Genomic DNA, 15,496 nt, shown 5'->3' on the forward strand with positions numbered 1-15,496 from the left:
GCTATGTCGGCGGTGGTGAGCCGCCGACGTTACGTTCGCGCACTTCAATCTGGATCAGGCTGGACGTGTGGGACGATCATCGTGGACTACGGTGGTCGTAGCCTCGGCCTTTCCTTCTGCTCGCGCCGCTTTGATTTCGGCATCATGAGCACGGTCCCGTTCTCGCCATACGCCGACCTGGCCACGAACCTGACCATAAGCAAAAACCATGAGCAACCCGCCGATCACGGCCAGGTTCTTAAGTGCCATTGCCGCCTGTGCCTGATCGGTGACCCGTTCGTGGAAGAACAAAGTGGCCAGTGCCGTGAAAACAATCAATGCGACGCTGGCGATACGGGTCATGAAGCCGCTTGCCAGAACCAGGCCGGCAACGATCTCGAACACGCCGACGGCGAGCGCCAAGCTGCCGGGGAAGGGCGATTCCGCTTCCATGTAGGCTGCCGTGCCTGCCGGATCCATAACCTTGCCGAGCCCGGCGAAAACGAACAGTGCGCCGAGCAGTATGCGCCCGATAAGTGCCGCGATGGTAGCCATTGATGCTTCTCCCCTTGGATATGGTTTGAAAGCACCTGAGGGTATGTAGTTCCCTACTCTTCTACCGCAAAGGTCAGTGCGGCGTGCTCCTGCAGGCGTTCGACCAGTGCTTCGCCCAGGAATGCCCCCGGCGTGCCCACACCCCCTTCGGCGTCGCTTTTAAGCAGTGCGATCCCGGTTTCGGCGAGCATTCGGCTGGTTGAACCATAGCCGGGATCGTATCGGCCTTTCACGCCATAGTGCAGGCGCTGCCCATCCGGCCATTCGCCGATGAACACTACGTCGTAATGACCCTTCTCGCGTTCTTCCTTGCTCGGACCTTCGCCAGGTTTGGGGGGCTTGGCGCCGAACGGGTTCTTCAGCATGTCTACCACAGCATTGGCAGCGGCCTTGCCCGCTTTGCCAGGACTTGTGAGCATCATTTCGTCGTAACGAAAATCTTTGCCATACGGGTGGCCGAGTAGGAAGTTGGTGCGGTGGACGTTCTTGGTATTGATCGTAGCCATGATGAAGGGAGCGGCCCATTTGCCCAGATCGTCCTCGTAATGAGGGATCATTCCGCCGGGCTGGTCAGGGCCATCGAAGCCCGGGGTCAGGCCGAAGGGATTATTGAGTACCTTGATGATGCCCGGGTTTCTTGCGGCGGCCTTCATTGTCGCAGTCAGGCTGGCTGCGGTTCCGCCGGAAAAGGTGCCTTGCATGCTGCGTACGCGGCCGCGAACGCGCGGGGCCGGCGAGCCATGGCGGGAGATACCTTCCTTTTGTAGCATGAGAACACCCAGGTCGAAGGGTATGGAATCGAAGCCGGACGAGAAGGTAATCCTCGAACCGGATTTCCCGGCCGCTACATGATGAAGGTCGATCTGCTCCCGCATCCAGGCCGGTTCGCCGCAGAGATCGGCGTAATCCGTGCCCGTTGCCACACAGGCTGCCACCAGTGCGTCGCCATATAACTGATAAGGGCCAACGGTCGTCAGGATGACCTTGGCCCTTTTGCACATCGCGTCGAGACTGGTTCTGTCATCGGCGTCGGCAACGACCAGCGGGATGGTTTCAGGTGCCCCGATCTCGTCGCGGACAGCCTCCAGCTTGCTCAAGCTGCGGCCGGCCATCGCCCATTTGGGGCCATCGACGGTCGAGCCGTATTCGCGCAAGAAATGCTCTGCCACCAGGCGTCCCGTATAGCCCGTGGCGCCATAGACGATGATGTCGAATTCACGATCTGCCATAACACTTCTCTCCTCGTCCGGCATGATTGCGCGTGCCGGAAGGGAGAGTCAAAAACGCAGCGTCAGGGCCGCTTTGCCTAAAGCCGAGGCAGCGTCACCCCGCGCTGGCCCATGTATTTGCCAGCACGATCCTTATAGCTCGTTTCGCAGCGTTCATTCCCTTTAAGGAACAGGAACTGGCACGCCCCTTCGTTCGCGTAGATTTTTGCCGGCAGGGGCGTGGTGTTCGAGAACTCCAGGGTCACGTGGCCTTCCCAGCCCGGTTCCAGCGGTGTCACGTTCACTATGATCCCGCACCGGGCATAGGTGCTCTTGCCGAGACAGATGACGAGAACATCCTCCGGTACGCGGAAATATTCGACCGTCCGGGCGAGAGCAAAACTGTTGGGCGGGATCACGCAGATGTCGGTTTCACGATCGACGAAGCTGTTGCTCGCGAAATCCTTGGGATCGACCACCGCAGAATCGACATTGGTGAAAATCTTGAATTCGGGAGCAACGCGCGCATCGTAGCCGTAGCTCGATAGACCGTAACTGATCACGCCTTCGCGACGCTGCGCTTCGACGAAAGGCTCGATCATGCCTTCGTTCTGCGCTTTGTCTCGGATCCACTTATCGGAAAGAATCGCCATACAGGGACGATTCCCCAGCCGCCGCCATTGGGCAAGCGGCCGGGGCGATTTATCCGCCTTTAGCTGGCAAGAAGGGTAGCGTTTCCGCCCGCCGCCGTCGTGTCAACGCACACCACGCGTTCCGTCGCGAAGCGCTGGACGTAATGCGGGCCACCGGCCTTCGGACCCGTACCGGACAGTCCTTCGCCGCCGAAGGGCTGACTTTCGACGACCGCGCCGATCTGGTTGCGGTTCACATAGAAATTGCCGACCTTGACCCGCGCTTCGACAAAGGCACGGGTGTCGTCGTTGCGGCTATGAAGACCCATAGTTAGGCCGAAACCGGTGGAATTGATGTCTTCGATCACCCGCTCGAGATCGGCCGCACGGTATCGAACGACGTGGAGAATCGGACCGAAATTTTCTCGCTTGAGGTCGAGGATCGAATCCATCTCGATGATCGTGGGGGCAACGAAGCAGCCGGCGTTGGCACCGCGATGCAGGCGGCGACGCCACACCGGACGGCCACCCTTCTTGCGCCGGGCGATATGACGTTCGAGCGAAGACTTCGCATCCGGATCGATCACCGGGCCGACATCGGTCGCCAGATGTTCCGGGTTGCCGATCGTCAGAGCTTCGAAACCGCCGCGGATCATGCGCAGCATTTCGTCGTACACATCGTCTTGAATGTACAGAACACGCAGTGCCGAACAGCGCTGTCCAGCGCTTTGGAAGGCCGACGCGACGACATCGCGCGTGACCTGTTCGGGCAAGGCCGTGGAATCGACGATCATGGCATTCTGACCGCCGGTTTCAGCAATCAAGGTCGCGATGGGCCCATCACGCGAAGCGAGGCTGCGATTGATGGCCTGTGCCGTCTGGGTCGAGCCGGTAAAGGCAACGCCTGCTATGCGTGGATCCGAAGTTATCATCTCGCCGACCTCGCCCGCTCCGGGGAGCAGTTGGAATGCTTCCTCAGGGATGCCGGCCTCGTGACAAAGGCGCACGGCCAGTGCGGCAATCAAAGGGGTCTGTTCGGCAGGCTTGGCGACGACCGTATTGCCTGCTGCCAGCGCAGCCGCAGGTGTGCCGATGAAGATGGCGAGCGGGAAGTTCCATGGACTGATGCAGGAAAAAACGCCGCGACCATGCAGGCTCAACCGGTTTTCTTCGCCAGTGGGTCCGGGAAGAATGATGGGGCGGGTGAACTGACGCCGCGCTTCATTGGCATAAAACCGCAGGAAGTCGACTGCTTCGCGCAGTTCCAGAACGGCATCCATCAGTGTCTTGCCGGCTTCACGCTGGCATAGGCTTAGGAAATCGTCCGTGTGCTCTTCGAACAGGTCTGCTGCAGCTTCGAGCAGGACCGCGCGCTTTTCGCCGCCGAGCCGGTCCCACCCAGGCTGGATCGCCTGGGCACGTGTGATTGCTTCTTCCACTTCGAAGTCGAGCGTGTCGCGACGTGTTCCGACTTCTGCAGTCAGATCGTGCGGCTTGTTGATAGGCGCAATTTCCGCTTCGGAACCCGACTTGAACGTGGGCTCTGCAACCCAGTGCTTGTTTTCGAGTTCGGCCAAGCGTTCCTGCAAAGGCTCGAGTACGAGAGGATCGGACAGGTCGATCCCTGCCGAATTGCGACGGTCTGCGAAGATGTCGGCGGGCAGGGGGATGGTCGGATTACGGTATGGTTCGAGTGCCGCCATGTCGGCCACGGGATCGGTAGCCAAGTCGCTTGCCGGCACTTCGGCATCCGCCATCCGATTGACGAACGAGCTGTTGGCGCCGTTTTCGAGCAATCGCCGTACGAGATAGGCGAGCAGGTCCTTGTGCGTGCCGGTAGGCGCATAAATACGCACGCTCGTGCGCTTGTTGCCTTCCATCTGCGCCAATGCGCCGTACACATCCTCGCCCATGCCATGCAGGCGCTGGAATTCGAGGGGCTTTTCGCCCGCAAGCGCCTTGATCGCGCCGATGGTGTAGGCGTTATGCGTTGCAAATGCCGGATACATCGCATCGTCGGCCGCGAGCATTTTTTCTGCACATGCAAGGTAGCTGACATCGGTACCCAGTTTGCGGGTAAACACCGGAAAATCCTTGAAACCGCCAACATGGCTAAGCTTGATCTCGGTGTCCCAATAGGCCCCTTTCACAAGCCGGACGAAGAACTTGCGGTCATGCTTTCGAGCAAGGCGAGCAACCCAGTCGACCATCGGCACGCCGCGTTTCTGATAGGCCTGGATAGCGAGGCCGAAACCTTCCCAACGGCTGCCGTCCGGCCGGGTGAAGAGACTGTCATCACGTGCCAAGGCTTCGATGAGATCCATCGAAAGTTCGAGCCGGTCAGCTTCTTCTGCGTCGATCGTGAAATGGATGTTCGCATCGCGTGCGGCCGTGGCGAGATCGCGTACGATCGGCAGCAAATCGGCAATCGCGAGATCTGCGTGGAGGAAGGTGTACTTCGGGTGCAGTGCCGAAAGCTTGACCGAGATACCAGGCGAAGTGCGGACATCTCCTGTCGCTTCGCGGACCAGCCGGTCGATCGCCTTGTGGTAATTGACGCGATAGCGTTCGGCATCGTCGTAGGTCATCGCCGCTTCGCCAAGCATGTCGAAGCTGTGCGTCAGGCCCTTTGCACGTTCTGGCTTGGCACGCTTGAGCGCTTCGTCGATCGTACGACCATAGACAAACTGCCCACCCAGAATGCGCATGGCTTGCAAAGTGGCCGTGCGGATCACGGGTTCGCCAAGCCGATTGACCGCACGCTTGAGCGTCTTGCCCATCCCCTTCTGCGCTTCTTCGGGGCGCTCAAGAACCTCTCCCGTCAGCATCAGCGAGAATGTCGCTGCGTTAACGAAGGTGGACGAACTTTCGCCCATGTGCTCCGCCCAATCGATGTGACCTATCTTGTCCCGGATCAATGCATCGGCCGTCGCCGCATCCGGCACACGCAGCAGAGCTTCGGCGAGGCACATCAGCGCTACGCCTTCTTCCGTCGCCAGACCATATTGCTGCAGGAATGCATCGATCCCACTGGCTTTGCGCTTGCGTGCGTCCTCGATCAGCCGGATGGCTATCTGCGCTGCTTCCGCGTGTTTGGCGCTTGCGCCGGATGCCTGTGCCATGCGTTCCGCGACACAGGTATTTTCTTCCGCTCGGTAAGCTTCGCGAACGGACTGGCGGGAGATGGGGGACAGGCGAACAGGATCGTGCAGGGCCATACGACTCCGAAAGGAAAGGAGGATTAAAGCAAGCCCCTTGGACCTGCCGTGTTTCCCTTACAAGCTTTGTGAAACGTCCTTGTTCCGTAGCGGCTTATGAGGCTTGCGCCGCAAACCAGTCTGCAACCGCCTGCTGGGCGGCAACGGGCAGATGGAGACCGAGTTTGCTGCGTCTCCACAATACGTCTTGCGCCGTACGAGCGTATTCGGCGTCCACAAGGTATTGCAATTCGGCCTCATAGAGATTTCCGCCCATATGCGCTCCAAGATCCCCAAGTGAGCCGGCCGAGCCGATGACGGCTTCAATCCGCGTACCGTAGGCGCGTGCAAGGCGAAGGAGCATTTCCGGCGGCAGCCATTCATAGCGTTCGCTAATGCGCCACAGGAAGGCTGCAAAATCGCCATCCGGCATGTCACCACCAGGTAGCGGGGCGTTAGCGGTCCAGGCTTTTCCGGGCAAGGCCAGCACTCTCCCAAGCTTTTCCAGCGCATGTTCTGCAAGCTTGCGGTACGTCGTAATTTTGCCGCCGTATACCGACAGGATTGGTGCGCCGCCCTCGTTATCGAGTTCGAAGACGTAATCACGGGTTACGGTGGAGTTGCTGGCGGCATGATCTTCGTAGAGCGGACGTACGCCAGAGTAGGACGAGACAATCTCGTCTTCGGTAATCGCACTGGAAAAATATCGCGAAGCCGCCTCGATTAGATACGCGATTTCCTTTGGAGAAATGGCCACGTCATCGAGATCGCCTTCGTACAGGAGATCGGTGGTGCCGATAAGTGTGAAATCCCGTTCGTAGGGTATGGCGAAGACGATCCGCCCGTCCGGTTGCTGGAAGATATAGGCATGATCTCCGGCAAACCGACGCGAAAGGATTATGTGGCTGCCCTTCACCAGTCGCAAGTGCGCTGGCGTTCCTTGCCCGAGCGCGGTCACGGCGACCCGGTCGACAAAGGGGCCGGCCGCATTGACGACAGCCTGCGCAGTTACGCTGCGTTCCCCTGCCCCGCTTTGCAGATATGCAGTCCAATTGCTCGCATTGCGTTTCAGACCGGTGCATTCGGTACGAACCAAGATTTCGGCACCGCGCTCCTCCGCATCCTTCGCCGTCAGCACGACCAGGCGGGAATCTTCCACCCAGCAATCCGAATATTCGAAACCGGACTTCAGCCGCCCCTGGAGGGTATTGCGGTGGGGAGCGACGCGCAGATCGACGCTCTTGCTCTTCGGCAGGCTCGTTCGGCCGCCGATCCGATCGTAAAGGGCAAGGCCAAGGCGCAGCATCCATTTCGGGCGCATGCTGGGCTCGTGCGGCATCACGAAACGCAAGGGCCAGATGATATGCGGCGCATTGCGAAGCAGCACTTCGCGTTCGCGAAGGGATTCCGCGACCAGTCGGAATTCGTAGTGTTCGAGATAGCGCAAGCCGCCATGCACCAGCTTGGTGCTGGCGGAAGATGTATGCGATGCCAGATCATCCTTCTCGACAAGTAGGACCTTCAGGCCGCGCCCTGCAGCATCCCGCGCGATCCCGGCGCCGTTGATCCCGCCGCCGATGACGAGGAGGTCGTAGTTATCGGTCATCCTTGCCGAAACAACCGCCCTGCAACTGCGTCGAGCTTGGCAAGTGCCGCCTTGTCATGTCTTTCGGGCGCGGTGATGACGGCGTCGGTAAGGGCATGATCGATGGGGGACGGGCTACGTTTCTTCGGCAGGCCTTTGCAAAAAGCTTCGATCGCTTTCCTTGCCAGTTTCGCGTTGCCGCGCATCTGTTCGACCACTTGCGCAACGTCCACCGTATCGGCATCGTCCTTCCAGCTGTCGTAGTCGGTAACCATAGCCAGAAGGGCATAGGGCAGTTCCGCTTCGCGAGCGAGCCGGGCTTCGGGCATGGCCGTCATTCCGATCACTTCGGCACCCCAATGCCGGTACAGGCGGCTTTCGGCACGAGTTGAAAACTGCGGGCCCTCGATAGCGACATAAGTCGCGCCCTGCGCACATTCACCGCCAGCGGTGGCAACGGCCTTTGCAGCGTGTTTCGACAGCCGTGGGCACACCGGGTCGGCCATCGACACATGGGCAACAAATCCATTTCCGAAGAAGCTCGATGGGCGCCCGCGGGTGTTGTCGATGAACTGATCGATGGTGACGAACCGGCCCGGAGAAAGTTCTTCCGAAAGCGATCCGACTGCGCTCACGGCAAGGATGTCGGTGCAGCCTGCGCGTTTGAGCGCATCGATGTTCGCCTGCGCATTGACGGTAGAAGGGGCCAGGCGGTGGCCGCGTCCGTGCCGCGGCAGAAAGCGGACGCGGACATGCCCGATCTTGCCGCACAGGATTTCATCGGAGGGCTCGCCCCAAGGCGATTGAACCGGGATCCATTGCGCATCTTCGAGGGCATCCATGGCATAGAGCCCAGATCCCCCGATGATGCCGATCGTCCAATCGCTCATGAGTTTTCTTCGTCTCGCATAATCCCGGCCATCGGTAACGGGTGGGCCTTGCGACCTTTTGTGTCCAGCCCTTTAGCGGTTGATGACGTCCCTGCTCATCGGTGCCAGCTTGGACAGGAAACGGTTCTGGGCAGCGAACGGCACATCCTGTTCCCGCATCGCCTGCTGGAGGTTCTCGACTATGGCATTGAGATCAGCCTTGCGCGAGCCAAGCCCTTCGTGGGAGCTTTTCATATCGCGTCCGGTATAGTCGCAGCCAGCGTTCAGGATGTAACAGAACTGTTCGAAAATCGTGCGCCGCAATCGGACTTCGTCGTGGCCGGCGAATATGCCCTGAATGCGCGGATCGGCGAAATTGATCTCGACGAACCTTTCGGCGATCTGGCGGATGCCGTCACGGCCGCCGAACGTTTCAGCCATGTCAGTGCCTGTGAATGGCCTGGCGCCGGCGTTTTCGTTCTTCTGTTCGTAAGATTCGACGGGAATTTCCCCGGTTGCAGGATCGCGTTCGACCTCTTCGACGCCGAATTCGGCATCCCAGTCGACATTTTCTGCAGGAGCTTGCTGCATGAGCAAAAGCGAGAGGGTGGCAGTGAGCAACATGGGCATAACTCCTAGAATGCGATCTGCGCCTGCAGGAATGCGCCGCGCTGACCCGTGAATGTCGCGATTGAGCCAAGATCGGCATATGCTGCGGTCACGGTCAGATTGTCGCTGGGCGCATAGGCGGCAAAGACATCGAACCAGTCGCCTTCGCCAAGACCGAGATTGTCCGGCTTGGTGCGGAACTCGGTCCCCAGAACGAAGCGACGGGAAAACTGATAAGCGACAGCGCCTTCGAACTGGACCGCGTAACTGTCGTCTGAAACGCTGCCGAACCCCAGCAAGCCGTTCTGATTGGCCTTTGTCAGCCGCGCCGTCGTATTGACCAGCACGCTTTGGCTGAGAAAAAGCTTGGTCGCGCTCAATGTAACATCGACACCTTCGTCATGCGCTGCCCCCACTGCGCTCGCGACGGCGCCGTCGAGACTGCGTTTATACTGTGCGCCCACAGCGACCTGAGGGACCATTGTATTGCCGTAGACGACGTCACCGAACAGTCTGACCTTGGCGCCGAATACATCCTGATTGAGCATATAGCCCTGTCCAATGCCGAGCGCGGCACCGACATCCTGCGTGTCGAAATTCTGCCGTGCGTAGCTCAGTTCGATCCTGTCGGCGATTCCCAGCGCCACTCCATACGACTGATAGAAGAAGTCCGGCAGAAGTACTGCCGTCACATGAGCCTGAACGCCCACGCCGCGTGTTTCCTGCCGTCCTGCGATGGTCGCCCAGTTCGAAATGCCGCCACCACTCGCACCATCGACAGCGCTGACCGCGTTGGTCAGCAGCAGTTTGGCATTGTATTCCGGGAAGGTTCCGGCCTGGTCGACAGTTTGCGTATCCGAAGGCACTTCCTGAGCGCAGAGCGACATCGGCAGCAGAGCGAGAGGCGCCACCATCAAGCAGGGGGCAAAGCGATTGAAAACAAGGGTCATGCGCAATTGATGGCAGGATGTGGTGCAAAAGTTATTAACCGTATGCGGACACTTTCTTAACTCCTGACCCCGTACGATACCGGGGATGTGGACGCGTTTTGCCTTTTTCGCAGCCCTTGTGGCGATACCGGCTTCCTTTGCATGGGCGGCCTCTATCGGCCCGGTCCGGGTCCAGGTGGTCGATGAACGCGGTTTGCCCGTGCGCGATGCCGTGGTCGAACTGAATGCTGCAGGCGGACGCGCAGGGCGCATTACCTTCCCCTGGCGGATGGCGATGGCGCAGCGGAACGAACAATTCGCGCCCGGTACACTGGTGGTCGCACGTGGCAGCACCGTGGCCTTTCCCAACCTCGATAAGGTGCGCCATTCGATCTACAGCTTTTCGAAGCCTGCGCGTTTCGAGATCGACCTCTATGGCCGGGACCAGACCCGAACCCATACCTTTCCCATTGCCGGCGCCGTGGCGCTCGGGTGCAATATTCACGATGAGATGCGCGGTTATATCCGCGTGGTCGATACGCCCTTTGCAGGCAAAACCGATGCCAATGGCTACGTGACCCTAGCCAATGTGCCGTCGGGATCGGCCAAGCTGACCGTCTGGCATCCCCGACTGCGCGGTCCGGGCGGTGAAATGTCGAAGCAGATTTCCGCATCGGGTAATCACAAGGTGGCGGTGCGTCTGCGGTGATGGCCATGCTCACGAAAATCAAGTTGCCGCGCTTCGCGTCGCTGAAGCTGCGGATTGCCATACTTTACGCAGGCCTTTTCGCGGCAGTGCTGGCGGTGGTGCTGGCGCTGGTCAACGTCAGCATCGAGCGTTTCGGGGAGAACAGCGCGAGCCGCGATCTCGCCGCCAGTGCGCGCGTTTTCGACGAGATTATCGAACTGCGCGCGCGGCAGATGCGCGGTGCGACAGATGTCCTGGCGCGCGATTATGGATTTCGGGAAGCCCTGGCGACGGAGGATGAGGCCACACTCGCCAGCGCCTTGCGTAATGTACGTGACCGGACGAATGCCAGTTCCGCATTCGTCGTGGGGCTCGACGGGGACATCATCGGTGATGGCTCGGGCGCACTTCCTCCGGCAGAACCGATCTGGTTCGCTTTGGATTCTGGCGAAAACAAAGGGGTGATCCAGCTCGGCGACACGCTTGCGCTTGCCGCTGCGTCGCCGATCGAGGTGCCGGATCTGATGGGCTGGCTGGTCCTGGCATCGCCGCTCGACAAGGCGGAGATGGCACGCCTGGGCGAATTGGCGGCAGTCGATTTCCATTCGGAAGTCCTGCTCCACGATGACTTGCCGCAAATAGCAGCCTCACAGCCGCCGGGGACCGTGATCGAAGCTCACGACGAAGCCCGAAATCTTTTCCGCGTCAGCGTTCTTCCAAGCCTGCAGGATGGACTGGATCCTCGCCTCGTTCTGCGCCACTCGCTGGCATCGGCGATGGCGGAATATGCCGTTCTGAAATATCTGATCGTGCTGGTCGGTACATTGGGACTGGCGCTGGTCGTGGCACTTGGGTGGCGGATCGCACGCGGCATTACCAAACCGCTGTCCGCGCTTGACGATGCCGTCCGGCAGTTCGGCCGCGGCGAAGAAGCCGTATTGCAGGCCGAAACCGACGACGAGGTCGGCCGGCTTGCGACAAGTTTCAATTCCATGGTCGAGGCAATTGCGGAACGCGAACGCGAGATCATTCATATCGGCTTGCACGACGGGCTCACGAACCTGCCCAACCGCAAGCTGTTCGTCGAACAGCTGGGTCAGGCTTTGGCGCGGCGAAAGGATGGCGAACGAGTCCTCGTCGCATATTGCGATCTCGACGATTTCAAGGTGGTCAACGATACATTGGGCCATCCAGCAGGCGATGCCCTGCTTCGGCAGATTGCCGCGCGGCTCAACTCGGAACTCGGCAATGCGCGAATTGCGCGGCTGGGCGGGGACGAGTTCGCCGTTCTTACGGTGGTCGAGAACGAGAACGAAAGTCTGCTCCCGATCGCTCAGCATATCCAGAACTGCTTTGCCCAACAGGTAGAGATCGGCGGCCATACGGTCGATTGTTCGGCCAGCGTGGGCGTAGCCGTCGCGCCCATAGACGGCGAAACCGGTGTCGACCTTCTAAAGCATGCTGACCTTGCGCTCTACCGGGCCAAGCGTGGGGGCAAATCGGACTTCCATTTCTTCGAGCCTTCGCTCGATGAACAAGCCCGTGTCCGCCGGGAGATGGAGCTTGATCTTCGCCTGGCCATAAAAGACGGCGGCTTCGAGCTCTATTTCCAGCCGCTTTACAGTCTCGCGCGGGAAGAGCTGGAAGGGTTCGAGGCTCTGATCCGCTGGAACCACCCCAAGCGCGGCATGATCAGCCCAGCAGAGTTTATACCTTTGGCCGAGGAGACCGGCCTCATTCTGCAAATAGGCGAATGGGTCGTGCGCGAAGCATGCCGATCGGCACGCGAATGGCCGGAGCATCTGTCGGTCTCCGTCAATGTTTCAGCTAAACAGTTCTCGACACCCGGCCTCACGACGACGATCTTGCAGGCGCTCACCCAATCGGGCCTCAGACCGAACCGGTTGGAGCTGGAAATTACCGAGAGCATATTCATTGCCGATGTCGAAAAGACATTGAGTACGCTTCACAAATTGCGGGATCTCGGGGTCCGCATCGCCTTGGATGATTTCGGCACCGGGTATTCCTCACTCAGCTATCTGCGCAGTTTCCCGTTCGACAAGGTCAAGATCGACCAGAGCTTCGTGCGCGATCTGAACGTGGAGGGGAACAATGCCCACGCGGTTATTCGGGCGATCACCACGCTTGCATCAGCGCTGGGCATGCGCACGCTGGCTGAGGGCGTGGAGTATGCCGAACAACGGGAAATCCTGAGGCGAGAAGGGTGCGAATATATCCAGGGCTTCCTGCTCAGCAGGCCGGTGCCTGCGAGCGATGTGGCTGCGCTCATCAACTGCCGGGATGTCGGGGGATTGCTCCGCGCGGTCGGATAATGTCACCTGCATCCGTATTCATGCGGCCCACGATGCTCGTATCTTGACACAAAGGCCGCCTTGCCGCGGAACTCGCACCCGGATCCAGGGGTAGAGTAGAGCAATGGCAGAAACGACAATCGAACCGACCCTCGCAAGTCTGAGCGATCGCCTCAGGGTGCTCCATCGCCAAACTCGCGAGACTCCGCTCTTCAATCCGGTTTTCCAGCTTTCGCTCGATATCTCGCGAAAGCTCGAGAATGGCGAACTGGATATCGGACAGCTTGCCGGGTTGGTCGATGAACTCGAAGCGCAGTCGCTCGATGCTCGCGCGTCACGATTGAAGAAGCTCCTTCGACCTGATCGCGCAGGTGAAAGGCTTTCGCAGCTCTCGGCCCCGAATGGAAATTTTGAAGCATTCAGAGCGTTCTGGGAACGTCCGCACATGCATGCGGTCTTCACCGCTCACCCGACCTTCCTGTTATCGCCGCAGCAGAGCGAAGCGGTTGCTGCCGCGGTCGGCAATGGCGGCAAGGCGACGGTGCGAGACGGTGAAAGGCCGGAAATTACCCTGCGGTACGAGCATGGGCGCGCGATGTCAGCGATGGCCAATGCGCAGGACGCGCGTGACAAGTTAGTCGCCACAGTATTACGTCAGGCGGGGGAGGCATTCCCCGCCCGGTGGACCGAACTGCAACCGCTGCCGTTCCGGTTCGCCACCTGGGTCGGCTACGACATGGACGGGCGTACCGACATCAAATGGTACACTTCCATCGCTTTCCGCCTCGCTGAAAAGGCCGAGCGGCTGGGGCGTTACGCTGCCAGCCTGGAGGCGATCGATCCCTCGCACGAACTGATCGCCACATTGCGCTCGGCGCAGGAGCGGGCGCAGGCCAGCGCGGACGAATTCGCGGGCGACCTTTCTGCCCCCGAAGACATGTCGGCCGCGGCCAATCGCCTTACTCAGGATCACCCCGACAAACTGCTTTCCCTGGCTCCGCTTATCGAGTGCCTGGAAGGCGAGGCGGACGATCAAGGTGTCGATACGGCGGTGGCGCTTCGCACGCTTGCGGCAGCCATGCGAGCCGATGGCTTGGGGATGGGGTGGATCCATTTCCGGGTGAATGCCAAGCAATTGCACAATGCCATTCGTACACGGCTCGGCGATGCGGCGGATATCGACCTTTCCAGCCGCGGGGCAGTCGCGGCGCTGCGAGAATTGCTCGCCGAGGTCGAACCGCAAAGCGCCAATTTCGCCAGCCTTGCGGTAGAAAGCTCTACTGCGATCAGGCAATTTCTCGTCATGACGCAGATCTTGAAGCACGTCGATGCGGATGCGCCGATCCGCATGCTCGTGGCAGAATGCGAACAGCCGTCGACCGTGCTCGCCGCACTGTATTTTGCCAGGCTCTTCGGCATCGCGGACAGGGTCGATGTCTCGCCGCTGTTCGAGACCGAAACCGCGCTGGAACATGGGGGGCGTTTTCTCGACCTGCTGCTCTCCGAACCTGACTATCAGGCCTATGCGAAGGCGCGTGGGCGGATTGCCATCCAGACCGGTTTTTCGGATGCGGGTCGGTTCGTTGGCCAGATCCCTGCAAGCCTCGCGATCGAGCGGCTGCAGGGTCGGCTGGCGGAAGCGATGGCGGCGAACGATCTCACCGATGTGGCTGCCCTGATCTTCGACACACATGGCGAAGGTATGGGCCGCGGGGCGCATCCTTCCAGCTTCGAAGATCGCATCGAATGGGCGCTAAGCCCTTGGGCGCAGAGGCGTTTCGCGCGCGCCGGGATCGCGCTCGAGCCCGAAGCAAGCTTTCAGGGCGGGGACGGTTATCTGCTGTTCGCGACCCCCGACATTGCGCTGGCGACGCTTACGCAGGTGGTTGCGCATAGTCCGGCGCATACGGATCCGGATGTACCGACGGACCCGTTCTATCGCCGGACCGATCTCAGCCTGGATTTCTATCGGGCGATCAAGGAGCACCAGCGCGACCATCTGGAAAGCCGGACCTACAGCCGCGCGATCACCGCGTTCGGGCTGGGCCTGCTGAACGAGACGGGGAGCAGAAAATCACGCCGCCAGAGCGACTTATCCGCCGATCGCGAGATGAGCCTGCGGCAGATCCGCGCCATCCCGCACAATGCCATTCTGCAGCAGCTGGGTTATCCGGTGAACATCATTGCCGGGGTCGGCAGCGCGGCCGAAAGCCAGATCGAGGAGATGGGCGCCCTGCTTGCCGACAGCCCGAGAGGCATGCAGATCATACGTTTGATCAGGGCATCGAACGCCCTTGCAAGCATCAAGACAGTGGCGGCGTTCGGCGAATTGTTCAATTCGGCCTATTGGGCTAGCCGCCCCTATCGTGGGACCGAGCCGCATCTGGCGGAAGCCTGCGAAGCGCTGGCCGAATATCTCATCAAGGACGATCGCAACGGCGTGTTCCGCCGCCTGTCGTCCCGCCTGCGCGTCGATGCGCTCAAGCTGCACCGGCTGCTGGACCTCGTGCCGGACGACGATCCGCATCCCGAACGGGAAAGCGTGCGCCGCGCGATCGGCGTCTTGCAGGCCGTGCGGCTGGCGCTGCTCCAGCACATGTTCTTAAAGGTGGTGTCGGTGCCGGCCTTCAGCCGTGCCAACGACATAAGCCGGACGGATGTGCTGGAAATGGTCTTCACGCTGCGGATCGACGATGCGCTGGCACAGCTGCGCCGCGCCTTCCCGACCAGTTTTCCGCGCAAGGACGACTTCGCGCTGGAAGAGCCCGGACAGTATCCGATCGGCGCGGGCGAAGGCTATGCGGCTATCCGCGAGAAGTATATCGATCCGATCGAGCAGGCCTATGCACTGTGCCTGCGAATCTCGACTGCCATCGCCAACGAGTTCGGCGCGCACGGGTAATTACAGGGTTTCTTTGCGCACTAAGATTCTT

The 15,496-nt window shown here is 60.2% G+C and carries 11 protein-coding genes; 3 read left to right on the forward strand and 8 right to left on the reverse strand.

The window, feature by feature from the left end:
* Positions 1-54: 54 nt before the first annotated feature.
* The 8 genes from AC13F2_RS05605 to AC13F2_RS05640 all read right to left on the reverse strand — a co-directional run bounded on the left by AC13F2_RS05605 (position 55) and on the right by AC13F2_RS05640 (position 9,584).
* Positions 55-534 (reverse strand): DoxX family protein, encoded by a 480-nt coding sequence (locus AC13F2_RS05605; protein WP_103022207.1) that lies wholly within the window; start codon positions 532-534, stop codon positions 55-57.
* 53 nt (positions 535-587) lie between these two features.
* Positions 588-1,763, reverse strand: coding sequence for a saccharopine dehydrogenase family protein (locus AC13F2_RS05610; RefSeq protein ID WP_482964459.1), 1,176 nt, complete (start codon positions 1,761-1,763; stop codon positions 588-590).
* Positions 1,764-1,840: 77 nt separating this feature from the next.
* Entirely contained in the window at positions 1,841-2,395 is a 555-nt protein-coding gene (dcd, locus tag AC13F2_RS05615; RefSeq protein ID WP_103022209.1) for a dCTP deaminase, read from the reverse strand.
* A 59-nt stretch (positions 2,396-2,454) separates the two neighbouring features.
* The gene (putA, locus tag AC13F2_RS05620) at positions 2,455-5,592 is read right to left on the reverse strand and encodes a bifunctional proline dehydrogenase/L-glutamate gamma-semialdehyde dehydrogenase PutA (RefSeq protein ID WP_301642088.1); all 3,138 of its coding nucleotides are present in this window, start codon (positions 5,590-5,592) and stop codon (positions 2,455-2,457) included.
* A 94-nt stretch (positions 5,593-5,686) separates the two neighbouring features.
* Complete coding sequence (gene glpD, locus AC13F2_RS05625; protein ID WP_482964458.1) at positions 5,687-7,177, reverse strand: glycerol-3-phosphate dehydrogenase; 1,491 nt, start codon at positions 7,175-7,177, stop codon at positions 5,687-5,689.
* The gene (mtnP, locus tag AC13F2_RS05630; protein ID WP_482964457.1) at positions 7,174-8,046 is read right to left on the reverse strand and encodes an S-methyl-5'-thioadenosine phosphorylase; all 873 of its coding nucleotides are present in this window, start codon (positions 8,044-8,046) and stop codon (positions 7,174-7,176) included. The genes glpD and mtnP overlap by 4 nt, the downstream gene beginning before the upstream one ends.
* A 72-nt stretch (positions 8,047-8,118) precedes the next feature.
* Positions 8,119-8,649: a group I truncated hemoglobin gene (locus tag AC13F2_RS05635; RefSeq protein ID WP_482964456.1), complete on the reverse strand. Its 531-nt coding sequence runs from the start codon at positions 8,647-8,649 to the stop codon at positions 8,119-8,121.
* Positions 8,650-8,660: 11 nt separating this feature from the next.
* Positions 8,661-9,584, reverse strand: coding sequence for a DUF3034 family protein (locus tag AC13F2_RS05640; protein ID WP_482964455.1), 924 nt, complete (start codon positions 9,582-9,584; stop codon positions 8,661-8,663).
* Positions 9,585-9,669: 85 nt separating this feature from the next.
* On the opposite strand from AC13F2_RS05640, the gene AC13F2_RS05645 reads away from it, so the two are divergent.
* The 3 genes from AC13F2_RS05645 to AC13F2_RS05655 all read left to right on the forward strand — a co-directional run bounded on the left by AC13F2_RS05645 (position 9,670) and on the right by AC13F2_RS05655 (position 15,465).
* On the forward strand, positions 9,670-10,272 hold the full coding sequence (locus tag AC13F2_RS05645; protein WP_482964454.1) for a cupredoxin domain-containing protein: 603 nt from the start codon (positions 9,670-9,672) through the stop codon (positions 10,270-10,272).
* 5 nt (positions 10,273-10,277) lie between these two features.
* A complete protein-coding gene (locus AC13F2_RS05650; RefSeq protein ID WP_482964453.1) occupies positions 10,278-12,584 on the forward strand; it encodes a putative bifunctional diguanylate cyclase/phosphodiesterase in 2,307 nt (768 codons plus the stop codon).
* Positions 12,585-12,687: 103 nt separating this feature from the next.
* Positions 12,688-15,465: a phosphoenolpyruvate carboxylase gene (locus AC13F2_RS05655; protein WP_482964452.1), complete on the forward strand. Its 2,778-nt coding sequence runs from the start codon at positions 12,688-12,690 to the stop codon at positions 15,463-15,465.
* The last annotated feature ends 31 nt before the right edge of the window (positions 15,466-15,496 follow it).

It is taken from the genome of Qipengyuania sp. L-5Y (assembly GCF_056859455.1).